The sequence below is a fragment of the Blastococcus sp. SYSU DS0541 genome (genome assembly GCF_054050875.1).
In genome coordinates, this window is record NZ_JBJHAD010000027.1 from 1 (window position 1) to 22,301 (window position 22,301).

General features: G+C 75.5%; 23 protein-coding genes and 1 pseudogene. 10 read left to right on the top strand and 14 right to left on the bottom strand.

The window, feature by feature from the left end:
- Nucleotides 1-132 (top strand): annotated as a pseudogene (locus tag ACI794_RS19810) (IS481 family transposase); the annotation flags it as partial.
- Here ACI794_RS19810 and ACI794_RS19815 read toward each other — a convergent pair.
- The 6 genes from ACI794_RS19815 to ACI794_RS19840 form a co-directional block, all read right to left on the bottom strand.
- Nucleotides 129-1,337 carry an MBL fold metallo-hydrolase gene (locus ACI794_RS19815; protein WP_456617182.1) on the bottom strand — a complete coding sequence of 403 codons (1,209 nt, stop codon included), beginning with the start codon at nucleotides 1,335-1,337 and terminating at the stop codon, nucleotides 129-131. The pseudogene ACI794_RS19810 and the gene ACI794_RS19815 overlap by 4 nt on opposite strands.
- 151 nt (nucleotides 1,338-1,488) lie before the next feature.
- Nucleotides 1,489-3,945: an ABC transporter permease gene (locus ACI794_RS19820; protein ID WP_456604071.1), complete on the bottom strand. Its 2,457-nt coding sequence runs from the start codon at nucleotides 3,943-3,945 to the stop codon at nucleotides 1,489-1,491.
- Between the two features lie 3 nt (nucleotides 3,946-3,948).
- Nucleotides 3,949-4,722: an ABC transporter ATP-binding protein gene (locus tag ACI794_RS19825; protein ID WP_456604072.1), complete on the bottom strand. Its 774-nt coding sequence runs from the start codon at nucleotides 4,720-4,722 to the stop codon at nucleotides 3,949-3,951.
- 159 nt (nucleotides 4,723-4,881) lie between these two features.
- Entirely contained in the window at nucleotides 4,882-5,589 is a 708-nt protein-coding gene (locus ACI794_RS19830) for a response regulator (RefSeq protein WP_456617183.1), read from the bottom strand.
- Nucleotides 5,586-6,773, bottom strand: a complete 1,188-nt coding sequence (locus ACI794_RS19835) for a sensor histidine kinase (protein WP_456617184.1) — start codon at nucleotides 6,771-6,773, stop codon at nucleotides 5,586-5,588. The genes ACI794_RS19830 and ACI794_RS19835 overlap by 4 nt, the downstream gene beginning before the upstream one ends.
- A gap of 75 nt (nucleotides 6,774-6,848) precedes the next feature.
- Nucleotides 6,849-7,421 (bottom strand): copper chaperone PCu(A)C, encoded by a 573-nt coding sequence (locus ACI794_RS19840; protein WP_456604075.1) that lies wholly within the window; start codon nucleotides 7,419-7,421, stop codon nucleotides 6,849-6,851.
- 107 nt (nucleotides 7,422-7,528) lie between these two features.
- Between ACI794_RS19840 and ACI794_RS19845 the strand changes: the two genes are divergently transcribed.
- Nucleotides 7,529-7,678: a hypothetical protein gene (locus ACI794_RS19845; RefSeq protein WP_456604076.1), complete on the top strand. Its 150-nt coding sequence runs from the start codon at nucleotides 7,529-7,531 to the stop codon at nucleotides 7,676-7,678.
- A gap of 5 nt (nucleotides 7,679-7,683) precedes the next feature.
- On the opposite strand, the gene ACI794_RS19850 is transcribed toward ACI794_RS19845, so the two are convergent.
- The gene (locus ACI794_RS19850; protein ID WP_456617185.1) at nucleotides 7,684-9,009 is read right to left on the bottom strand and encodes a Rieske 2Fe-2S domain-containing protein; all 1,326 of its coding nucleotides are present in this window, start codon (nucleotides 9,007-9,009) and stop codon (nucleotides 7,684-7,686) included.
- Nucleotides 9,010-9,182: 173 nt separating this feature from the next.
- On the opposite strand from ACI794_RS19850, the gene ACI794_RS19855 reads away from it, so the two are divergent.
- From ACI794_RS19855 to ACI794_RS19880, 6 genes are all read left to right on the top strand, one after another.
- Nucleotides 9,183-10,307 carry a sensor histidine kinase gene (locus tag ACI794_RS19855; protein WP_456604078.1) on the top strand — a complete coding sequence of 375 codons (1,125 nt, stop codon included), beginning with the start codon at nucleotides 9,183-9,185 and terminating at the stop codon, nucleotides 10,305-10,307.
- Nucleotides 10,308-10,375: 68 nt separating this feature from the next.
- Nucleotides 10,376-11,119 carry a LytR/AlgR family response regulator transcription factor gene (locus ACI794_RS19860; RefSeq protein WP_456617186.1) on the top strand — a complete coding sequence of 248 codons (744 nt, stop codon included), beginning with the start codon at nucleotides 10,376-10,378 and terminating at the stop codon, nucleotides 11,117-11,119.
- Nucleotides 11,120-11,122: 3 nt separating this feature from the next.
- The gene (locus ACI794_RS19865; RefSeq protein ID WP_456617187.1) at nucleotides 11,123-11,497 is read left to right on the top strand and encodes a hypothetical protein; all 375 of its coding nucleotides are present in this window, start codon (nucleotides 11,123-11,125) and stop codon (nucleotides 11,495-11,497) included.
- Between the two features lie 25 nt (nucleotides 11,498-11,522).
- On the top strand, nucleotides 11,523-13,043 hold the full coding sequence (locus ACI794_RS19870) for a sodium/solute symporter (protein ID WP_456582526.1): 1,521 nt from the start codon (nucleotides 11,523-11,525) through the stop codon (nucleotides 13,041-13,043).
- A gap of 205 nt (nucleotides 13,044-13,248) precedes the next feature.
- Nucleotides 13,249-13,644: a DUF485 domain-containing protein gene (locus tag ACI794_RS19875; protein WP_456582525.1), complete on the top strand. Its 396-nt coding sequence runs from the start codon at nucleotides 13,249-13,251 to the stop codon at nucleotides 13,642-13,644.
- Nucleotides 13,637-15,250, top strand: coding sequence for a solute symporter family protein (locus ACI794_RS19880; RefSeq protein ID WP_456604080.1), 1,614 nt, complete (start codon nucleotides 13,637-13,639; stop codon nucleotides 15,248-15,250). The genes ACI794_RS19875 and ACI794_RS19880 overlap by 8 nt, the downstream gene beginning before the upstream one ends.
- A 124-nt stretch (nucleotides 15,251-15,374) precedes the next feature.
- Here the strand turns inward: ACI794_RS19880 and ACI794_RS19885 are convergent, their stop codons facing one another.
- The 3 genes from ACI794_RS19885 to ACI794_RS19895 form a co-directional block, all read right to left on the bottom strand.
- Nucleotides 15,375-15,656, bottom strand: a complete 282-nt coding sequence (locus ACI794_RS19885) for a hypothetical protein (RefSeq protein ID WP_456604081.1) — start codon at nucleotides 15,654-15,656, stop codon at nucleotides 15,375-15,377.
- Between the two features lie 100 nt (nucleotides 15,657-15,756).
- Entirely contained in the window at nucleotides 15,757-16,617 is an 861-nt protein-coding gene (locus ACI794_RS19890) for a manganese catalase family protein (RefSeq protein ID WP_456582522.1), read from the bottom strand.
- A gap of 109 nt (nucleotides 16,618-16,726) precedes the next feature.
- Entirely contained in the window at nucleotides 16,727-17,464 is a 738-nt protein-coding gene (locus ACI794_RS19895) for a sensor histidine kinase (protein WP_456617188.1), read from the bottom strand.
- A gap of 67 nt (nucleotides 17,465-17,531) precedes the next feature.
- On the opposite strand from ACI794_RS19895, the gene ACI794_RS19900 reads away from it, so the two are divergent.
- Nucleotides 17,532-18,242 (top strand): response regulator, encoded by a 711-nt coding sequence (locus ACI794_RS19900; protein ID WP_456604083.1) that lies wholly within the window; start codon nucleotides 17,532-17,534, stop codon nucleotides 18,240-18,242.
- Between the two features lie 90 nt (nucleotides 18,243-18,332).
- Here the strand turns inward: ACI794_RS19900 and ACI794_RS19905 are convergent, their stop codons facing one another.
- Both ACI794_RS19905 and ACI794_RS19910 read right to left on the bottom strand, forming a co-directional pair.
- Nucleotides 18,333-19,877, bottom strand: coding sequence for a PH domain-containing protein (locus ACI794_RS19905; RefSeq protein WP_456617189.1), 1,545 nt, complete (start codon nucleotides 19,875-19,877; stop codon nucleotides 18,333-18,335).
- A 6-nt stretch (nucleotides 19,878-19,883) separates the two neighbouring features.
- Nucleotides 19,884-20,423, bottom strand: a complete 540-nt coding sequence (locus ACI794_RS19910) for a PH domain-containing protein (RefSeq protein WP_456604085.1) — start codon at nucleotides 20,421-20,423, stop codon at nucleotides 19,884-19,886.
- Between the two features lie 68 nt (nucleotides 20,424-20,491).
- Between ACI794_RS19910 and ACI794_RS19915 the strand changes: the two genes are divergently transcribed.
- On the top strand, nucleotides 20,492-20,821 hold the full coding sequence (locus tag ACI794_RS19915) for a rhodanese-like domain-containing protein (protein WP_456604086.1): 330 nt from the start codon (nucleotides 20,492-20,494) through the stop codon (nucleotides 20,819-20,821).
- A 59-nt stretch (nucleotides 20,822-20,880) separates the two neighbouring features.
- Here ACI794_RS19915 and ACI794_RS19920 read toward each other — a convergent pair whose 3' ends face one another.
- Both ACI794_RS19920 and ACI794_RS19925 read right to left on the bottom strand, forming a co-directional pair.
- Entirely contained in the window at nucleotides 20,881-21,660 is a 780-nt protein-coding gene (locus tag ACI794_RS19920) for a hypothetical protein (RefSeq protein ID WP_456617190.1), read from the bottom strand.
- Nucleotides 21,657-22,163: a SigE family RNA polymerase sigma factor gene (locus ACI794_RS19925; protein WP_456582515.1), complete on the bottom strand. Its 507-nt coding sequence runs from the start codon at nucleotides 22,161-22,163 to the stop codon at nucleotides 21,657-21,659. The genes ACI794_RS19920 and ACI794_RS19925 overlap by 4 nt, the downstream gene beginning before the upstream one ends.
- Between the last annotated feature and the right edge of the window lie 138 nt (nucleotides 22,164-22,301).

Genomic DNA, 22,301 nt, shown 5'->3' on the forward strand with positions numbered 1-22,301 from the left:
CACTCCAGCCGCGAACGCGCCGACGTGCTCCCCGGCTGGCTGCACACTTACAACCACCACCGCAGCCACACCGCACTCGACGGCCAACCACCGATCAGCCGCGTCAACGACCTACCTGGTCACTACAGCTAGCCGGGGAGCAGTGACGCCAGGCGGGTGAGCGCCCGCACGAGGACGCTGCTGCCGACGCCGGCGTCGTCCGGCTCCGCGTCGGGCCGGGCCGACCCCACCGCCGTCCACCAGTCGCGCAGCGGTGGCGGGGAGAGCACGTCGATCCGCTCGCCGGGCTGCGGGACGACGACGTCGGCACCGCGGGCGCGGGCCGCGGTGAGCAGCCGCTCCACCGGCTCGGACCACCGGTGGAACGCCAGGTTGAAGGTGGCCCAGTGCACCGGCAGCAGGACGCGCCCGCCCAGGTCGCCGTGCGCGCGCACCGCCTCCTCGGGGTCCATGTGGATCGCGTGCCAGGCGTCGTTGTAGGCGCCGATCGGCAGCAGGGTGAGGTCGAAGGGGCCCAGCCGCGCGCCGATGCCCGCGAACGCCGGGGTGTAGCCGGTGTCGCCGCCGAAGAACGCCCGGTGCCGCGGGCCGGACACCACCCAGGAAGCCCAGAGGGTGGTGTCGCGGTGGAAGTACCGGCCGGAGAAGTGGCGGGCCTCGGTGCAGGTGAGCGCCAGGTCGCCGATGCGGTGCTCGCCCTCCCAGTCGAGCTCGACGATCCGGGCCTCGGGGACGCCCCACTTCCTCAGGTGCTCCCCGATGCCGAGCGGTACCACCCACGGCGCGCGCTGGGTGCGCAGCAGCGTGCGGACGGTGGGGAGGTCGAGGTGGTCGTAGTGGTCGTGGGAGATGAGCACCGCGTCCACCTGCGGCAGCTCGTCCAGGGCCATCGGCGGCTCGTGCAGCCGGGTGGGCCCGATGATCGGTGACGGCGAGACGCGGTGACCCCACACCGGGTCCAGGAGCACCGGGTGACCGTCGATCTCGAGCAGCGCGCTGGCGTGGCCGAACCAGGTGACGGCGAGCTCGGCGGCGTCGTCCGGCAGCTGGGCCTGCGCCAGCGGGATCGGGCCACCCGGCAGCCCGACGTGCCGCTCCTCGTGCCACTGCCGGAGGAGCCCGTCGCGGGTGTTGGCCGGGGAGAGCGCCGGGGTGGGCATGCGGTTGTGGAACTTGCCCTCGGAGAACTGCGGCGACCCGGCCACGACGGGGCGGAGCCGGCGGCGGTGCGCGCCCAGGGCCGTCGGCAGGCCCCAGGCGGCGGCGGTCACCCAGCCCACGGGGCCGGCGAGGAGGGCGGCGGTGAGGGCGGTGCGGCGAGCGATGCGGGACGGCACGCTTCGAGCATCCCAGCCGGAGATGGATGGCGGCTGTGAGGCGAGCGACGTCCTCCCGACATGACCAGGGGACCTGATCGTGCAGCGTCCTCCCTCACGGTGGGCGCTGAGGGAGGACACCGCACGATCAGGTCCGGTGATCGTGGCGGGGTCAGCCGGCGATGGCGGCCACCGGCGGGGTCCGCGCCGCGCGCCGCGCCGGCAGCACCGAGGCGAGCAGCCCCGCCACCGTGGCGACCAGCACGATGGCGCCGACCTGCAGCCACGGCATGCTCAGCACCAGCTCGCCGTACGAGCCGAGCGCCGACGCGACGCCGACCAGCCCGTACACGCTGCCCAGCAGCACGCCCAGCACCGCGGCCACGCCGGCGACGAGCACCGCCTCCCAGGCCAGCAGGGCGCGCAGCTGGCCGCGGGTCAGGCCCAGCGCCCGCAGCAGCCCGCTCTCCTGCCGCCGCTCGACCACCGACAGCGCCAGCGTGTTGCCCACCCCGATCAGCGCGATGAGCACCGCCACGCCGAGCAGCCCGGTGACCACGAGCAGCAGGACGTCGACCACCTCGTCGATCGCGGCCCGCTCGCTGGCCAGCCCCGTCACGAACGAGGCGGGCAGCGCGTTGCCGGCCAGGTCGGTGATCTCGTCGATCACCGCGGTCTGGTCGGCGGTGTCGGCCAGCCGCAGCCACATGGTGTCCACCGGTGCCCCGGGCGCCAGCGCCTGCAGGTCGGTGGCCGCCAGCAGCGGGTAGTCGGTCTCGCCGGCCACCACGGTCAGCGTGCGGGACCGGTCGCCGGCGGTCAGGGTCACCGGGTCGCCGGCCCGGACCCCCCAGTGCTCGGCGCTCCAGCCGTCGAGCACGACCTGCCCCGGTTCGGGCAGCGTCGTGTCGGCCGTCGAGCGCAGCACCGGCAGCGCCTCCGCCGCGTCGACGCCGGCGGCCAGCGTGGGTGTGTCGCCCGGCCCGGTGAGCTCGGCCCCGGTCAGCGCGGCGGTGGCGACGACGCCGTCCACCGATGCCAGCCGGCCCTGCAGAGAGCTGGTCAGCTCGTCGCCCGAGCCGCTGACGACCACGTCGGTCGGGTAGGCCGCCGCGAGACCGGCCTGCGCGGTGGCCCGCGTCGAGCTGGCGCCCACCACCATCGCGGTGGTCAGGGTGACCCCGATGAGCAGCGCGGTCGCGGTGGCCGCCGTCCGCCGGGGGTTGCGGGTGGCGTTCCCGCTGGCCAGGCGGGCCGGGAGCCCGCCGAACCGACCGAGCACCCCGCCCGCCGCCGCCACGATCGGGGGCACGGCTCGCTGCGCGAGCAGCAGGATCCCCAGCGCGCTGAGCACCCCTCCGGCCAGCGAGACCAGGAGCTGAGCGGTCCCCACGCCGAGGGCCATGAGGCCGACGCCGGGGACGGCGAGCAGCAGCCCCGTGACCAGCCGGGCGACGCCCCCGCGGGAGCGCAGCGGCGCCGGGTCGGTGGGCCGCAGCGCGCTGAGCGGGGCGACCCGGGTGGCGGCGCGGGCCGGGGCCAGCGCGGCGATCAGCGTGGTCGCCGTGCCGACGGCGAGGCCGACCAGCACGGCGTGCAGCGGCACGGACACCCCCGACAGCGGGACGGGGGAGTCCGTCCCCGACACCACCGCGGAGACGGCGGCGGAGAGCGCGACGCCGGCCAGCACGCCGACCACCGAGGCGGCCAGCCCGGTGAGCAGGGCCTCGCCGAGCACGCTGCGCCGCACCTGCCGGGCGGTGGCGCCGACGCAGCGCAGCAGCGCCAGGTCGCGGGTGCGCTGGGCCAGCAGCACGGCGAAGGTGTTCGCGATGACCAGCCCGGCGACGACGACGGCGATGGTGGCGAACACCAGCAGCGCGGTGGTCAGCCAGGTGGCGTCGCCGGTCAGGGCGGCGACGGAGTTCTCGGCCTGCTCCGTGCCGGTGCGGACCGTGACCTCCGCGTCGGACAGGGCGGCGCGCACCTCGCCGGCCAGGACGTCGGGGGCGGTGGTCCCGGCGATCCGCAGCTCGGTCGGCTCGATCGCGCCCCAGGCCCGGGCCTGGTCGGCGACGACGTAGACCTTGCCGTAGATCCCGGCGGTGGGGTCCCCGCCCAGGTCGACCACCCCGGTCACGGTGGTGTCCGTGGTGACCCCGGTGCCCTCGTCGTCGTAGCTCGTGACGGGGACGACGTCGCCGACAGCGGCGCCGACGCGCTCGCTGACCGCCATCTCCCCCGGCCGTGCGGGCAGCGCGCCGTCGGCCAGCTCCTGCCAGCGCAGCTGCGGGTCGGCGGCCACCGACTCGACCAGCAGGTACTGGGCGCCGGTGCGCCCGGGGGTGACCGCCTGCACGGAGGTCTGCCAGGTCGGGTCGACGGCTTGCACGCCGGACAGCCCGGTGAGGGTGTCGACGTGCCCGGCCAGGCCCACGCCGCTGTCGGAGGTGACGACGACGTCGGTCTCCACGTACGGGGCTCCGGCCGCCGTCAGCACGGTGGCGCGGGTGGTCTCGTTGAGCACCAGGGTGGCGACCACGAAGCCCACGGCGATGACGATCGCGAGGGTGGAGGCGATCAGGCGGGGCAGGTGCGCCCGGATGCTCGCCAGCGTCACTGCGCGCACGGGTCAGGCCCCCAGGTCGCGGAGCGCGTCGAGCACGGACGCCGCGGTCGGGTCGGTGAGCTCGCCGGCCAGCCGGCCGTCGGCGAGCAGCACCACGCGGTCGGCGTACGCGGCGGCCGAGGCGTCGTGGGTGACCATGACGACGGTCTGGCCGGTCTCCTTCACGCTGGAGCGCAGCAGGCCGAGCACCTCGGCGCCGCTGCGGGAGTCGAGGTTGCCGGTGGGCTCGTCGGCGAAGACGACGTCGGGGCGGGCGAGCAGGGCGCGGGCGATCGCCACGCGCTGCTGCTGGCCGCCGGAGAGCTCGTGCGGGCGGTGGCCCAGCCGCTCGCGCAGGCCGAGGCGCGCGACGACGTCGTCGAACCAGACGGGGTCGGGGCGCTGCCCGGCCAGCTGCATCGGCAGCACGATGTTCTCGCGCGCGGGCAGCACGGGCAGCAGGTTGAACGCCTGGAAGACGAACCCGATCCGCCGGCGGCGCAGCGTGGTGAGCTGGTCGTCGCGCAGGCGGGTGAGCTCGGTGTCGCCCAGCCACACCTGGCCGGCCGTCGCGGTGTCGAGCCCCGCCAGGCAGTGCATCAGCGTGGACTTGCCGCTGCCCGAGGGGCCCATGATCGCGGTGAACTCGCCACGGGCGAAGGCGACGTCGACGCCGGCCAGCGCGTGCACGGCGGTCTCACCGCTGCCGTAGGTCTTGCGCAGGCCGGTGGCGCGGACGGCGGCGCCGGACAGGGACGCCGGCGGCTCGCCGGGGACGGTCATGACGGGGACGGACACGGGATGCCTCCGAGGTCGGGGGACGACGACGGTGCTCACGCTCTCGCCGGGAGGCGTCGTCCCGCGTCGGAGCCCAGGACGATCTCCGCTGTCATCCCCAGGTCGTACCGGCCCCGGTCGCCCGGCACCGGCGCGCGGGTGAGGGGGCGGGTTGCGGGCTCAGGCGTTGCGGAGCAGGTCCGCGGGGGCGACCAGCCCGGAGCGGTACGCCAGGACGACGGCCTGCACCCGGTCGCGGGAGCCGGTCTTGGCCAGCACGCGGCCCACGTGCGTCTTCACCGTCGCCTCGCTGACGAAGAACTGCGCGGCGATCTCGCTGTTGGTGGCGCCGTAGGCCATCTGCTCGAGCACCTCGCGCTCGCGGGGCGTGAGCTCGGCCAGCGCGGCGTCGTCCCCGCCCGTGGCCGGCAGCACCCCGCCGGCCACGCCGCCGCGGAGCAGGGGCGCCACGTGCTGCAGCAGCCGGCGGGTGGAGCTCGCCGCGATGACGGAGTCGCCCGCGTGCACGGTGCGGATCGCGGCCAGCATCTCCTCGGGGGCGGCGTCCTTGAGCAGGAAACCGCTGGCCCCGGCCCCGATGGCGGCGACCACGTACTCGTCGAGGTCGAAGGTGGTCAGGACGACGACCCGCGGCGGCTCGGGCAGCGCGGTGATCCGCCGGGTGCCCTCGATGCCGTCGGTGCCGGGCATGCGGATGTCCATGAGCACGACGTCGGCGGGGGTGCCGGCCAGCAGCTCGACCGCCGCCGCGCCGTCGCCGGCCTCGCCGACCACGGTCAGGTCGGGCTGCGACTCGATGACCATGCGGAAACCGGCCCGGACCATCTGCTGGTCGTCCACCAGGACGACCCGGATTGCGTCGCTCATCGGGGCGAACGGTAGGGCAGGGCGGCGTGCACGCCGAACCCGCCACCGTGCCGGGGGCCGGCCTCCAGCCGCCCGCCGTGGAGCTGGGCGCGCTCGCGCATGCCGCGCAGCCCCTGGCCCCGGCCGTCGGACCCGGTGATCGCCGCCGCCGCGCCGCGGCCGTCGTCGAGGACGGAGAGCTCCAGCGCGTCGGGCCGCCACTGCAGCCGCACCCAGGCGCGGCCGGCCGGGCCGGCGTGCTTGAGCACGTTGGTGAGCGACTCCTGCACGATCCGGTAGGCGGCCAGCTGCGGTCCGGCCGGCATCGGCTGCGGCGTCCCCTCGATGATGAGGTCGACGTCGAGGCCGCTGGCGCGCACGTCTTCGACCAGCGCCGGGATCGCGCCGACGTCGGGCTGCGGGGCGTACTCCTCCCCGCCGCCGTCCCGGAGCACGCCGAGCAGGGCGCGCATGTCGGTGAGCGCCTGCCGGCCGGTCGCGGCGATCGCCTCCAGCGCGTCGGTGGCCGCCTGCGGGTCGGCCTTCCCGGCGTAGCGGCCGCCGTCGGCCTGCGCGATGACGACCGACAGGGAGTGCGCGACGACGTCGTGCATCTCGCGGGCGATGCGGGCGCGCTCGGCGGTCGCGGCCAGCCGCATCTCCTGGTCCCGCTCGAGCTCCAGCAGCTGGGCGCGCTCCTCCAGCGAGGCCAACCGCTGGAGCCGCGCCCGCCGCAGGTCGCCCAGCGCCCAGGCGGCGACCACCGAGACGCCGATCGCCCCGGCGGTGAGGATCGTGCTCTCGGTGAGGCCCCCGCCGAAGTACCGCAGGGCGGCGAGGGCCGCGCCGGCCAGGCCGATGCCGAGCCCGGCCTGGCTCGCCCAGCGCGGGGCGTAGCCGGCCAGCGAGTAGACCATCACCAGCGCCGCGCAGTTGGCGGCCAGGAACTGGTCGACGACGACCAGCTCGAGCACGCCGGCCGCGACGACGGCGGCCGCGGCGTGGACCGGCGCCCGGCGCCGCCACGCCAGCGGGGCCACCAGCAGCACGCCGACGACGAACGCCGCCGCCTCGCCGGGCCAGTAGGCGCCGGCGGGCAGGACGACGGTGACCAGGCCGATGACGGCGGCCAGCCCCGCGTCGACGACGAAGGGCCGGTCCCGCAGCCAGGGGACCAGGCCCTCGGCGGCGGGCGGGCGTTCCATGCCCGCGAGCCTAGGGAGCCGTTGCGTCGGTCTCGTCGCCCCTCGGGATGATCCCCGGGTCCTTCCGTGGGCGGATCAGTTCTCAGAGGTCGGGTCCTCCGGTGCCTCGAAGTCGCCCTGACCGGGGGGCGCGGAGACGACCGGGGCCTCCATGGTGATCTCACCGGCCTCCTCGAACACGAACGTGACCGGGATCGACTGCGACGAGCGCAGGGTGGTGTCCAGGTCGGTGAGCACCACCGACGGCGGGCCTTCCGGCTCCAGGTAGACGTTGTCCTCCTCGGGCACGTCGATCGCGCCGTCGGTCCCGTCCAGCGACGTCAGCTCCGCCCCGGCGAAGTCCTCGCCGCGGACGTCGATCAGCTGGTCGCCGGTCGTCCCGGTGTTGGCGATCGCGGCGTAGAGCGTCACGTCCTCGCCGACCTCCCACACCTCGTCCTCCGGGTAGGCGAGGCCCAGGGCGGTGATCTTGATGTCCTCGGTCACCGCCTCGTCCGGGCCGGGGTTGCCGCCGTCGACCTCCGTGCCGAACTCCTCGATCGGGTTCGCCGACTCCTCCTCCTCGGCGACGGTCCCGCAGGCCGCCAGGGGCAGCGCGGTGGCGAAGAGCAGGGCGGCGAACGGGTGCCTGCGCGAGCGGCGGGTCATGCTGGTCCTCCCGGAGTGGCGTACGACCGTCCAGGGCTACCCCGGCCGGTCCCCCCGACCCTCCGGTGGGCGGACCGCAACAGAGTTGTCGCATTGGGGGTGGACGCGTGGAGGACGAGCGCCGGTACCGGCCCGACGACGACGGCGGCGACCCGGCGTGCTGGCTGCGCCGGGTGTGCCCGGCCTGCGGCGGGCTGGCCGACGAGGACCCGCCCACCGCCTGCCCGCGGTGCGGGGAGCGCCTGCCGGGGGAGTGAGCCGGTCAGGCGGCCGCGCGCGTGCGCCCGGTCGCCCGGAAGTCGCAGAGGGCGTCCCGGAGCGCCACCCCCAGCAGGTCGGCGGGCAGGTGCAGCTCGTCCCGGCGGTCCAGCGGCAGGCCGGGGAGCCCGGTGCCCACCAGCAGCGCGAGGTCGGCGTCGAGGGCCCGCTGCTCGGCGGCGGCGTGCGCGGCCATCAGCGCGCGCGAGGGCAGCGGCCGCCCCGGCCCGGCGGAGTGCAGCAGCCGGGTGAGCACGCGGGTGGAGTCGGCGTCCTCCGGCTGCAGCAGGGTGACCACGGTCGTCGCCGCCCCCGAGTCGAGCTGGTCGCGGCGGACCCGCAGGGCGAAGGGGACCCGGTGCACGTAGGTCACCCGACGGCGCTGCCGCAGCGGCCGCCCGCCCAGGGCCACCTCGGGGTCGAGCGGGTCGTCGCACCACTGCTCCTGCACCGAGCGCAGACCGCCGGTCTCCCGGACCACCTCGTAGGGCGGCACCTCCGGGTGGTCGGCGGCCCCGGTCGTGGCGCCGTGCACGAAGGGCAGCCGCGCGACGTCCAGGAGGAGGTCGGCGACGACGGCCGCGGGGGCCGGGGTGCGGCGGGGGGCGAGCCAGCGGTGCAGGAACCGGCGGTCGGCGTCCTCCGGCACCTCCAGCGGGACCTCGACCGGCGCGGACGGGGCCAGCTCGACCACGCCCTGCCGCTCCCGGACGCCGTGCGCGGGCGGATCGGCGCGCACCTCGTCGCCGTCCCGCCGCAGCGTCCACGTGCGCCCGAGCAGCCGGACCTGCAGCCAGCCGCCGGGCCGCAGCTCGGGGGAGAGTGCCACCGGGTGCCAGGCCGCGGCGAGCGAGGGGTCGAGGTTGCCGAACACCGGGCCCCGGGGCCCGGGGGCGGGTGGCACCGCCTCGGGCGCGGGCGGTACCACGGGCCGGGGCGGCAGCGGCAGGGCGGTGCGGTCGGGGGCCAGCCAGACCCAGCCGTGCCGCTCCTCGACCGCCCAGGGCACGGGCAGGTCCGCTCGCGGGGGCGGCACGCCCGCCGGGCCGAGGGCGGGGGCGGAGACGCACCGGCCGTCGGCGTCGAAGCGCCAGCCGTGGCGGGAGCACTCGAGCCGCCCACCGGAGACCGTGGCGGTGGCCAGCGGGGCGGCCCGGTGCGGGCACTGCGCCGGGAAGGCGCTGACCTCGGCACCTGGCCGCAGCCGCACCACCACCCAGGCCCGCCCGCCGGCGCCCACCGGCACCGGCGTCGTCCCCACGTCGGCGGCCCGGGCCACCGCGAACCAACCCGAGGGCAGAGCGCTGATCGCGACCATGAGCCATTGCACCGGGGCCGTGTTCGCGCGGCGTTACGGCGGTGGAGCGATCCGGCTACGTCTCGTCCTGGGCGAGACGCCCCGCTCCGGGCTGTCCCCGCGTCGCGCGCCCGCGCGAGCCGTCAGGATCTAGGGTCTGCTGGCTTCCGGTCCGACGGCCGGCCGGCCTGGAGGGAGAACCGGCGATGCGTGACGCACTGCGATGGCTGCGCCCCGGCCACCTGGGCACGGAGGCGGAGCACGCCACGTTCCGGACCCTCCACTCGGCCTCGCTCACGGCGCCGGAGCTGCGGGAGGGCCTGACCAGCGGCTCCGCCGGACGCGCGATCCGGCACCTGCGCGACCTGCTCGGGGTCCCGGCCGTCGCGCTGACCGACACCGTGACGACGCTGGCCTGGGACGGCCGCTTCGGGCACCACGAGCAGGACGCGGCAGCGCTCGCCGCCGTCGTCCTGGAGTCGGGCAACACGGTGGTCCGGGACCGCAGGAACTTCCCCTGCTCGGACGCCGGGTGCGGGCTGCGCCAGGTGGTGATCAGCCCGCTGGTGGTGGAGGACCGGGTGGTCGGCACCCTGCAGGCGTTCACCTCGTCGGCCTCCGCCGGGCTCGTCCGGGCCGTGACCGAGGTCGCGCGCTGGGTGTCGGGGAACCTGGAGCTCGCCGAGCTCGACGCCTCGCGGACGCGGCTGATGGAGGCCGAGGTCCGGGCGCTGCGGGCGCAGATCAGCCCGCACTTCATCTACAACTCGCTGACCGCGATCGCCTCGTTCGTCCGGACCGACCCCGAGCGGGCACGGGAGCTCCTGCTGGAGTTCGCCGACTTCACCCGGTACTCCTTCAGCCACCACGGCGAGTACACGACCCTGGCCGAGGAGCTCCGGTCGATCGAGCGGTACCTGGTGCTCGAGAAGGCGCGGTTCGGCGACCGGCTCCAGGTCACCCTCCGGGTGGCGCAGGAGGTCCTGCCGGTCGCCGTCCCGTTCCTCTGCCTGCAGCCGCTGGTGGAGAACGCGGTGCGGCACGGCCTCGAACGCAAGCCCGGCACCGGGACGGTGACCATCATCGCCGCCGACCAGGGCGGCGAGTGCCTGATCTCGGTGGAGGACGACGGGATCGGCGAGGACCCGGAGAAGGTGCGGCGGGCCCTCGCCGGTGACGTCTCGGTCGACTCGGTGGGGCTGGGCAACGTCGATGCCCGCCTGCGCACCGCCTTCGGGGACGACTACGGTCTGGTCGTCGAGACCTGCCCCGGCGCGGGGACGAAGGTCATCGTGCGGGTCCCGAAGTTCGCGCCCGGGGTGCGCCCGTGACCGGGTGGGCCACGTCCCGCACGCGCACGGTCCGTCTCGACGCCGACGACCGCCGGCGAGGAGGTGCCGTGACCGCAGACCGGCTGACCGTCCTGGTCGTGGACGACGAACGCCCGGCCCTCGAGGAGCTGCGCTGGCTGCTCGAGCGGGACGGGAGGATCGGGGCGGTGCTGACCAGCGACTCGGCCACCGACGCGCTGCGCCTGCTCCAGGAGCGGTCGGTCGACGCCGTCTTCCTGGACATCCGGATGCCCGGGCTCGGCGGCGTCGACCTGGCGCGCGTGCTGTCCCGGTTCAAGGTGCCGCCGCCGGTCGTCTTCGTCACCGCGCACGACGACCACGCGGTGGACGCGTTCGAGCTCGGCGCCGTCGACTACGTCCTCAAGCCGGTCCGCGACGACCGGCTGTCCGAAGCGGTGCGCCGGGTGGTCGGCGCGCGGGCCGGTGGGCCCGTGGCGGTGGACGACGACATCGCGGTGGAGCTGGGCGGTGTGACGAGATTCGTCCCGCGATCCAGCGTCCGGTACGTCGAGGCGCAGGGTGACTACGCCCGGCTGCACACCGCGTCGGGCAGCCACCTGGTCCGCGTGCCGCTGACGACGCTGGAGGAGACCTGGAAGGACGCCGGCTTCGTGCGGATCCACCGGTCGCTGCTGGTCGCGCTCCAGCACGTCGAGGAGGTCCGGATGGACGCCGGGCGGTGCACGGTCGTCGTCGGCGGCACGGAGCTGGTGGTGAGCCGGCGGCACACACGGGAGCTGCGCGACCTCCTGGTGCGGCGCGCCCGGCCGGGTGCGCCGGGCCGGGGTTGACCGGTGCCGGACCCCACGCCCCGGCGGGTGCGCGTCACGAGCCCGCGCACCGGCGCGGCGCGCGTGCAGCGGGTCCCGGGCGCCCGCGAGATTGAGACCCAGACCGCGCTGGGCGAGGTGTACATGTCCTCGCTGCTGCGCTCCCAGCTCCGGCTGGCGCTGCTCGCCCTCACCACCCTCGTCGTGGTGGTCGGCGGCATCCCCCTGCTCTTCTGGCTCGCGCCCGACCTGACCACGGTCGAGGTGCTCGCTGTGCCGCTCCCGTGGCTCCTGCTGGCGTTCGCCGTCTACCCGTTCCTCTTCGTGGTCGGCTGGCTCTACGTCCGGGCCGCCGAGCGCAACGAACGCGCCTTCACCGACGTGCTGGACCGGTCGTGACGCCCCGGCCGTCCGGCGGGCGGTCGTGAGCGCCGCGGGCTACAGCGTCACCGCGGTCACGTTCGTCATCGTGGCCACGCTGGCGGTCGGCGCCTACGGCTGGCGGTTCTCCCGCACGACCAGCGACTTCTTCGTGGCCTCCCGCACCGTGCGGCCGGGGCTGAACGCCTCGGCCATCGGTGGGGAGTACCTCTCCGCGGCGTCCTTCCTCGGCGTCGCCGGCCTGGTGCTGGCCTTCGGCACGGAGATGCTCTGGTACCCGGTCGGCTGGACGGCGGGCTACCTCGTCCTGCTGGTCCTCGTCGCCGCGCCGCTGCGCCGCTCCGGCGCCTACACGCTGCCCGACTTCGCCGAGAGCCGGCTGGAGTCGCGCGGGGTGCGCCGGCTCTCCGCGCTGCTGGTCGTGGCGATCGGCTGGCTCTACCTGATGCCGCAGTTCCAGGGCGCCGGCCTCGCGCTGGCCGCCACCACGGGGACCGGCGCCTGGCTGGGCGGCGTGCTCGTCGCGACGGTGGTGCTGGTCAACGTGCTCTTCGGCGGCATGCGCAGCATCACCTTCGTCCAGGCCTTCCAGTACTGGCTGAAGCTCACCGCGCTGCTTTTCCCGCTGCTGTTCATGGTCACCACCTGGCTCGGGGACGGCGGCGTCTCCCCGGCCTCGACCGGGACGACGCCCGGGGACTCCTGGGAGTCGCCGCTGGCCGGGACGGGCGAGCACGAGCTCTACACCACGTACTCGATCATCGTCGCCACGTTCCTCGGCACGATGGGGCTCCCGCACGTCGTGGTGCGCTTCTACACCAACCCCGACGGGGCCGCGGCGCGGCGCACGACCCTGTTCGTGCTGGCTCTGCTCGGCGTCTTCTACCTCCTGCCGCCGGTGTACGGCGGGCTCGGCCGGCTCTACGCCCCCGACCTCATCGCCAGCGGCAACACCGAGTCGGTGGTGCTGGAGCTCCCGGCCCGCATGCTGGGCGGCACGCTGGGCGAGCTGCTCTCGGCGCTGACCACGGCGGGGGCGTTCGCGGCCTTCCTGTCGACGTCGTCCGGGCTGACCGTCGCGGTCGCGGGCGTCATCAGCCAGGACGGGCTGGGACGCCGGTTCGGCGGCGTGCGCGCCTTCCAGGCCGGGGCCGTGGTCGCCGTCCTCGTGCCCCTGGGCCTGGCCCTGCTGGCCGAGGGGGTGGGCGTCGCCCGGGCGGTCGGGCTGGCCTTCGCCTTCGCCGCCTCCACGTTCTGCCCGCTGCTGGTGCTGGGCATCTGGTGGCGCCGGCTCACGGACGCCGGTGCGATCGCCGGGATGCTCGTCGGCGGGGGGTGCGCCGGCGGCGCGGTGCTGGCCACCCTGCTGGGCGCGGCGCCGGCCGGGTGGCCGGGGGCGCTGCTCGCCCAGCCGGCGGCCTGGACCGTCCCGCTGGCGTTCCTCACCATGGTGGCGGTCTCCCTGGCCACGCCCCGGCGGGTGCCGCGGCACGCCGCCCGGACCATGGTCCTGCTGCACACCCCCGAGGCGGTGCAGCTCGACCGCGGCGTCCTGCCGCGCTGAGGACGGCGTGCTCCCGCGACGCCCGTGGTGGACGGCGCGACCGCTCGTCTCGCCGGACCTGCCGTATGCCGATCCAGGCTCACCGCTCGGCGCAGCGGCGGCGCGGCCGGTGCCCACCGGGAACCGCGAGCCCTACCGTGACAGGGCTCACAGTTCCGACTGCCCGCATGTCGACGCCCGCTCGATCGAACCAGGAGCTCGCACCTTGACCGATCCACAGGAACGGCGTCTGCTGACGCCCGAGGAGTACCGCGCCGCGCAGGACTCGCCGGAGTTCGTGGAGCTGAAGAAGCGCTTCCGGAGCTTCGCCTTCCCGATGACCGTGGCGTTCCTCGTCTGGTACCTGCTCTACGTGCTCCTCTCGACGTACGCCTCGGACTTCATGTCCACGCAGGTGTTCGGCAACGTGAACGTCGGCCTGCTCTTCGGGCTCGGCCAGTTCGTGACCACGTTCGTCATCACCCACCTCTACGTGGCGCACGCCAACAGGCGCACCGACCCCATCGCCGACGAGATGCGCGAGCGCCTCGAGGCCCACGACTACGCGCCCGGCACGCCCGCCGGCGGCGACACCCGCACCGAGGGGGCCACTCGTGCTTGACCTGCACGCCGCCGACGCCACGATCGGCAACCCGGCGATCAACATCTCGATCTTCGGCGCGTTCGTCGTCGTCACCCTGGCCATCACCTTCCGGGCCAGCCGCAACAACAAGAGCGCCGCCGACTACTACGCCGCCGGTCGCACCATCACCGGCCAGCAGAACGGCCTGGCGATCGCCGGCGACTACCTCTCGGCGGCCTCGTTCCTCGGCATCGCCGGCGCCATCGCGATCTACGGCTACGACGGCTTCCTCTACTCCATCGGCTTCCTGGTGGCGTGGCTCGTCGCTCTGCTGCTCGTCGCCGAGCTCATGCGCAACACCGCCCGCTTCACGATGGCCGACGTGCTGGCCTTCCGGATGCGGCAGGGCCCGGTGCGCACCGCGGCCGCGATCTCCACGCTGGCGGTCTCGCTCTTCTACCTGCTCGCCCAGATGGCCGGCGCCGGTGGCCTCGTCGCCCTGCTGCTCGGCGTGAGCGGGCCGGTGGCCGAGGCGCTCGTCGTCACGGTGGTCGGCGCGCTGATGATCTTCTACGTCCTCGTCGGCGGCATGCGCGGCACCACGTGGGTGCAGATCATCAAGGCCAGTCTGCTCATCGCCGGTGCGCTGGTCATGACGCTGTGGGTGCTCGCCGACTACGGCTTCAACCTGTCGGCGCTGCTCGGTGGCGCGGTGGAGAGCGCGGGCACGACGGGCGTGCTCAACCCCGGTGCGCAGTACGGCATCAGCGACACCACCCGCCTGGACTTCATCAGCCTGGCGCTGGCCCTGGTGCTCGGCACCGCCGGCCTCCCGCACGTGCTGATGCGCTTCTACACCGTGCCGACGGCGAAGGCCGCCCGGACGTCGGTGGTCTGGGCCATCTGGCTGATCGGCATCTTCTACCTGTTCAGCCTGATCATCGGCTACGGCGCCGGCGCCATGGTGGGTGCCGAGACGATCGTCGCGGCCCCGGGTGGCGTCAACGCGGCCGCTCCGCTGCTGGCGTTCGAGCTCGGCGGCACGGTGCTGCTCGGCATCATCGCCGGCGTCGCGTTCGCCACGATCCTCGCGGTGGTCGCGGGCCTGACGATCACCGCGTCGGCCTCCTTCGCCCACGACGTCTACGCGTCGGTGATCAAGAAGGGTGACGTCCCGCCCAACGGCGAGGTCAAGGTCGCCCGGATCACCGCCGTCGTCATCGGCGCCATCTCCATCGGGCTGGGCATCCTGGCGCTGCGCGCCGGGCTGAACATCGCCTTCCTGGTGGCGCTGGCGTTCGCGGTGGCCGCCTCGGCGAACCTGCCGACGATCCTCTACACGCTGTTCTGGAAGAAGTTCACCACCCAGGGCGCGCTGTGGTCGATCTACGGCGGGCTGATCATCTGCGTCGGGCTGATCCTCTTCTCCCCGGTGGTCTCGGGCACCGAGACGTCGATGTTCCCCGGCGTCGACTTCGCCTGGTTCCCGCTGCGCAACCCCGGGCTGGTCTCCATCCCGGCGTCGTTCATCCTCGGGTGGCTGGGCACCGTCGTCACCAAGGAGAAGCCGAACGAGGCCAAGTGGGCCGAGCTCGAGGTCCGGGCGTTCACCGGCATCGGGGCGGAGAAGGCCGTCAAGCACTGAGAGGACCTGGCTCCTCCCCGCACCTCGCTCCGCTCGGCGCGGGCCCCTGGAGCCAGGCTGTTCAACCCAGTTGCGTGGCGCGCGTCCCCGGGAGGGGGCGCGCGCCTCGCGCGTCGGGCCTCGCTCAGGCGGCGGTGGCGTGCGCCGGGGCCGCGGCAGGGACGGGCTCGGTGGGAAGGACGGCGTCGACCGCGGTGGTGGTGCCCGCCACGGCGAGCGCGACGGGATCGGCCGCGCGCTCGGGACGGCGGGCGCGGACCACCCAGCGGGCGACCAGGCCGGTCAGGACGACCAGGCCGGCGACGGCGTGCTGCCCGGGCGCGCTGATCGCGACGGCGACCGCCGCCAGGTAGACCAGCGAGAGCAGGACCGCAGCGACGGGCAGGCGGGGCAGGTGCAGGTGCACGGCAGGACCTCCGGGAGGGGCTGGGCCCGCCGGGCCGGCGGCCGCACCCGGGGAGGGCGGGCCGCCGGCACGGCGACGGCGCGACGAGCTGGTCCGGACCTCAGGTGAGCATGTCCTTGGCCTTCTGCAGCATCGACTGACCCTCCATCTGCGGCGTCGGGAAGAGCCGCGGGTCACCGGGGGGCAGCTGCGGGGCGTCGGCGGTGGCCTCGATCGGACGGGCGGTGAACTCGCCCCGGCCGTCCGGGGTCGGGCCGTGGGCCCAGCGGCCGGCCGCGGCCTCGGGGCCGTCGGAGGCGAGGATGAAGGCGTAGCCGGCGTCGCCCGGCTCCTCCTCCAGCGGGAAGGCCTCGGGCACCGGGATGCCCTCGAGGCCGTCCGCCTTGAGCTCCTCGATCGCGGCGAGCCACTGCATCTGGTGCATGTGGTCGCGGGCGATCAGGAACTTCAGCATCTCCTTGACCCCGGGGTCGTCGGTCATGTTGTACAGGCGCGACACCTGCAGCCGGCCCTGCATCTCGGCGGTGGCGTTGTAGTGGAAGTCGGCCATCAGGTTGCCGCTCGCGGTCACGTACCCGCCGCTCCAGGGCAGGCCCATGGAGTCGCGGTAGTAGGCGCCGCCGCCGTTGACGATCGCGTGCTGCGGGTTGACGTCTCCGTACCCGGCCGCCGCCTCCTTGGTCCGGTCGGCGGCGTCCGGCTTGAGCGGCTGGTGGTCCAGCAGTCGGTCGATCATCGTCACGATCATCTCGACGTGGGCGAGCTCCTCGGTGCCGATGGACAGGAGCATGTCCTTGTACTTGCCGGGCAGCCGGCAGTTCCAGCCCTGCAGCAGGTACTGGGTGGCGACGGTCATCTCGCCCCACTGACCGCCGAGGATCTCCTGCATCCGGCGGGCGAACGCGGCGTCGGGACCGTCGGGCTTCGCCTCGTACTGCAGGGCCTGGGTGTGCGTGAACACGGTGTCTCCTCTGCGTCGTCACGTCGCCGCGATCGCGGTGACGCAGGGGATCTGCCCGCCCCGGCTGGCCCACCGGTGCCGTTCCGTGGCCCGGGGGTGCCAACCTCCGTCAGCGGTCGGGGAGGCGGACGGTCAGGGTGAACCGCGCGCCGTCCTCCGACCACAGCACCCGGCCCCCGAGCTCCGCCGCCTGCCGGCGCACCGACCACAGCCCGAGCCCGGTGAGGTCCACCGGTGGCCGGTCCTGCCGCAGGTGCTGCAGGACCCGGTCGACGGGGACGCCGGTCTGGGTGATCGCCAGGTCCACCCAGCCGTCGCGCGCGGTCACCCGGAGGCGCACCGGTGCGCCGTCGCCGTGCCGGTGGGCGTTCTCCAGCAGGTTGAGGAGGATGCGCTGCACGCGGGCGTCGCCGACGCCGATCTCCCCGGCGCCGTCCTCCAGCTCCAGCGCGAGCTGGGACCGGGGCAGCCCGGAGGCCGCCACGGAGGCACGCAGGACGTCGCCGAGCGGGCGGGTGCCGCGCGAGCGCTGGACGGCGCCGCCCGTGGCGTCGGCCGTGCGCAGCATCGAGGAGAGGTGGGCGGTCTGGGCCCGGGCGAGCGCGAGCAGCTCACCGGCCTGGCCGGGCGCGCGGTCGAGCGACCTCAGCACGGCCTCCAGCGAGGCCAGCGGGGTGCGCATGTCGTGGCAGAGCGCCCGGACGACGGCGTCCTCGGGGCTGGGCGTCTCCGGGTCGGGGGCGGGTACCCGGCGCGGGCGCGGGAGATGCGCGCGCAGCACCTGGGCGAGATCGTTGAGCAGTCCACGGTTACGCGTCGACGACTGCGTGTCGGCAGCCAGGGTCACGGGCACCTCCTCGGGGAGCCGGCCGGTGGCGCCGGGAGACGCACCGACCGACGGGAGAGTTGTGGGGGTGACCGACGACGCGACCGCTGCTGACCGCAGGCCGCCGGTGGATGTGGTGGTCGTGGACGACCACCCCTTGTTCACGCGTGGGTTGAGCCTGCTCCTGCCGGGGCTCAGCGAGGGCCGGGTGCGGGTGGTGGCGACGACGGACGACGCGTCGGCCGCCGCTGCGCTGGTGCGGCGGCACCACGCCGACGTCGCGATCGTCGACCTGCACATGCCACCGCCCGGCGGGACGAGGGCCATCGCCGCCGTCCGCCGGGCGGACCCGATGGTGCGGGTGGTCGCGCTCTCGGGGCTGGCCGAGGCCGACGCCGCGATCGAGGCGCTGCGGGCAGGGGCGTCGGGCTTCCTGCCGAAGACGGCGGACCCGGAGTCGCTGGTGCGGCCGCTGCTGGCCGTGCTCGACGGGTGGTCGGTGCTCCCCGAGGCGCTGCTGCGCCAGCTGCTGGAGGACGCCGCACCGACGGGGGAGCGGAGCCTCGTCGACCAGCTGACCGCCGACGAGCGGCGGCTGTGGCGGCTGATCGCCGACGGCGCCAGCACCGTGGACATCGCGACGACGCTGCATGTCTCGGAGCGGACGACGAAGCGGCTGGTGGCGCACCTGCTGCGGCGGCTCGACGTGGCGACGCGGGTGGAGGCGGCGGCGCTGGCCGGCCGCGTCGGCCTGGGCGCCGGCGAGCCGGTGCGGCACACCGGTGGCCTCGTGGGCTGAGTTCCCCAGGACGTCATCGCGGGGCCAGCTACCCGGGGCCGTGATCGACAACCACCGGTCTCGGAAGTTCGTTGTCCCGGCCCCGGGGGATCACCTGCCCAGCGCGCCGGCCCACGGCTCGGAGGCGGCCAGCGCGAAGCCGGGCACCTCGTCGGCGGCCATGTCGAAGGCCGCGTAGCCGCCGCTGCCCGCGCCCACGCAGGCGGTGACCGTGGCCAGGCCCGCCCGCCGCTGGAAGAACGACTGCCGGACCTGCCAGCCGACGACGGCCCGCCGCTCGAGCACTGCCTGCTCGCGGACCAGCCAGCCGCTGCGGACGGTGAAGGTCCGTGGCCCCGCGGCGTGCCCGAGGGCGCGGTAGCGGGCGACCCCGACCGGGACGCCCAGCGTGGTGAGCACGGCTCCTGCGGCCAGCAGCCACCACGCGCCCTCCCCGGCCAGGAGGACGCCGCCGCCCGCGCTGACCAGCACCCCGAAGGCGACTGCCCGCAGCACCCGGCGGCGGCGCGCCGCGGGCGGGTGCGGGACGAGCCGGCCGGGGTCCTCGGTGACGCGGCGGGCCAGCGCCCAGGCCTCCGCCCGCGGCCCCAGCGGGAAGAGGTGCCCGCGCCCGGCGGTGTCGCCGAGGCCGGTGACCAGGGCGCTGACCCGCGCCGCCCGCACCAGCCGCATGCCCAGGCCGTCGGTGACCGTGACGCCGCGGACGCGGTCGATCTCCAGCTCGGTGTGCCGGCGGGTGAGCAGCCCGCGGGCGGCGACCAGCGAGCCGCCGCGGCGCACCAGCCGGAAACGCCAGTTGACCAGGGCGGCGCCGACGACGGACCCGACGAGCAGGACGAGCAGCGCCAGGACCAGCCCCACGCCGATCAGCCGGACGTCGGAGAGGTCGGGCTCCTGGAACTCGGGGGTCCACTGCTCGGGCAGCTCCTCGGCCAGCCGGAACAGCGCGCCGACGGCGGCCAGCGGCACGGCGAGGTAGGTCCCCATCAGCGGGGCGTAGCGCAGCCAGCGGTGGTCGAAGCGGGCGTACTCCTCCTCGGCCGGCTCGGCCGCCGGTTCGCCGTCCGGGGCGGGACCGGGGGCCGCTGCGTTGCGGTGGGTCAGGACGGCGACGCGCAGTCGGTCGCCCTCCGCGCGGGAGATGCCGTCGACCAGCAGCTCCTCGTCGCCGTCGGTGACCGCCCCGGCGGCGGCGTCGATGCGCACGCGCACCAGGCCGAAGATGCGGTGCAGCGGTGGCGCCTCGACGTCGACGCCGCGGATGCGGTCGTTGGGCACGGTGCGCACCGAGCGGGCCAGCAGCCCGCGGGTGATGACGACGGCGGCGGGCCCGTCGGCGTAGCTGAACCGCCACCAGTTCAGCGTCGCGGTGAGCAGCGAGAGCACGGTGACGCCGACGACGAGGAGGACGACGGTGCGCAGCCCGCCGTCGAAACCGGTCGCCGCGATGATCGGGATGACCGCGGGCACGAAGGAGCGGGCCTGGCGGAACGTCGCGGTGTGGACGGCGACGACGCGCGGCGAGAGCCGCCGCGGGGCGCCGGCCGTCGGTGGGGCCGGCGGCGGGCCGAGCGGCGGGGGCCAGGGCGGGAGCGGGCCGGCCGGCCGGCGCGGGGGTGGGGGCGCGGGCTGCACGGCGGCTCAGGTGGCCTGGTCGCGGACCAGCTCGGCCCGGCGGGCGAGGTCGTCGGCGACGCGCTGGGCGACGCCCTGCTCGAGGTGCCAGATCCGCACGGTGCCCTGGCTGGAGGCGGTGAGCACCGCGACGGTGGCCAGGCCGAACATCTGCTGCAGGACCCCGCGGGTGACGTCGACGGTCTGGATCCGCGAGATCGGCACCAGCGTCCAGGTCTGGGTGAGCCAGCCGGTGCGCGTGTACGCGGCCTCGTTGGTGATCTCCCACCGGTACACCCGGTGCTTGAACCACGGGCGGATGCTCAGCGCGATCACCGCGTAGGCCGCGCCGGCCAGGGGGGCCAGCCGGCGCAGCAGGGGCACGGGGTCGCCGACGTCGGCGGGCACGAGGAGCAGGAAGGCACCGATCGCCAGCCACACGAAGACGGTGCTGATCAGGCTCTCGACCACCCACAGCCCGATGGCCGAGCGCGGCAGCTCCCAGGCCGGCTCGCGCACGGGGGTCGGGCGGGCGCCGCCTGCGGCAGCCCGGTGGCTCGGGGACATCGCGCCCATCCTCCCAGTGCGGAGGACCCCGGTCGTGCAGCCGGTGCCCGTGCCACGATGGAGGCGTGATGCCGCAGCAGGTCCCGACCGTGCCCGCCTCCGAGCTGCCCGAGGACGCCGTGGTCCTCGACGTCCGCGAGGACGACGAGTGGGTGCACGGCCACATCCAGGGCGCCACGCACATCCCGATGGGCGACGTCCCCTCCCGGCTCGACGAGCTGCCCGAGGGGGACCCGCTCTACGTCACCTGCCGCGGTGGTGGCCGCTCGGCGCGCGTGGCCGCGTGGCTGAACGCCAACGGCTTCGACGCGGTGAACGTCGGCGGCGGCATGGGGGAGTGGCAGGCCGCCGGGAAGCCCATGGTGAGCGAGACCGGCGAGGAGCCGTTCGTCCGCTGACGGACCCGTCCCGAGGCTCGCCGCGGGCGTGCGAGCGGGGAGGAGGACGGGGTCGATCGTCAGCGCCAGGCAGCCGCGGTCTCCTCGTCGTAGTAGCGGGTGAAGCCGCACAGCCAGGCGATCGGCTCCAGCGGGTCGCCCTCCCACCGGTCGGCGCCGCTGACCAGCAGGCGGGACCCGACGCCGTAGACCGGGCCCGGCGTGCTGCTCCCCGCGGCCGGGTCGTACGGCGCCGGGAGGTCGACGGTCACCGTGCCGCCGGAGCCGCCGGAGAACCACTCCTGCACGCTGAAGGTGACGCCGACCAGGTCCTCCGGCGGCCCGGAGGCGCCCGGCCGCGTCGTGACGGCGGGCCCGATGCCCGTCACCACGCCGGCGAAGGCGAACTCCTGCTTGCTCAGCGCGGCCGGGCTGTACTCGACGGCGCAGGAGCTCGTCGCCGTGCTGTCGAGCGGCCCGGTGCGCCCGGCGGTCGGGTCCTCGGCGAGCTGGGACAGCTCGCTGCCCGCCGCCGTCCCGGGCTCGTCCCCGCCGTCGGCCGGGGGCATGCCGGTGCCCGGATCGGCGTCGGCCGCCTCCGGAGCGCCCCCGCGCGGCTCCTCCGCGACCAGGACCGACGCCGAGCCGGCGGCGTCGCCCTGCCCGCTCGGCAGGTCGACGACGGTCACGACGCCCCCGGCGACCACCGCCACGCCCGCGGCCACGGCGAGCGAGACGCCGGCGGTGCGGCGACGGCGCGCCCGGCGGCCGGCCTTCAGCAGCTGGCCCACCGGCGCCGGGCCCACCGGCACCCGGTCGGCCAGCTCTCCCAGCAGTGTCGAGGTCTCCCGCTCTGTCACGATGCCCTCCCTCCCCGCAGCTCGGCGACGTCCAGGTCGGTCTGCAGCTGCGCCAGCGCGCGGGAGAGCCGGCTCTTCACCGTCCCCGGGGCGATGCGCAGCGCGTCGGCGATCTGCTGCTCGCCCAGGTGGGCGTAGTAGCGCAGGACGACGACCTCGCGGTGCGCCGGGCTCAGCCGCGCGAGCGCCCGGCGCACCGCGTCGGCGTCGTCCACCTGCGCGGTGCCGTCGTCGGTCGCGACGTCGGGCACCTCGGCGGTCGGCCGCTCGCCCCACCAGCGCCGGCGGCGGCTGTCGTGGTGGCAGTTCACCAGCACCCGGTAGACGTAGGCGTCGCGGTTCTCGGCCGTGCCGACCTTGTCCCAGGAGACGTAGCAGCGCACCAGCGCCGTCTGCACCAGGTCCTCGGCCTCCGGGCGGGCGCAGCCGAGCAGCACTGCGGAGCGGACGAGCACCGGCCAGCGCTCGTCCACGTACCGCGTGAACGCCTCGTCCCGCTCCACTCGCCCTCCGCAGGTCGTCCTCTGCAGAGCATGACGGGTCCGGGGGGGGGGGGGGGGGGGGGGGGGGGGGGGGGGGGGGGGGGGGGGGGGGGGGGGGGGGGGGGGGGGGGGGGGGGGGGGGGGGGGGGGGGGGGGGGG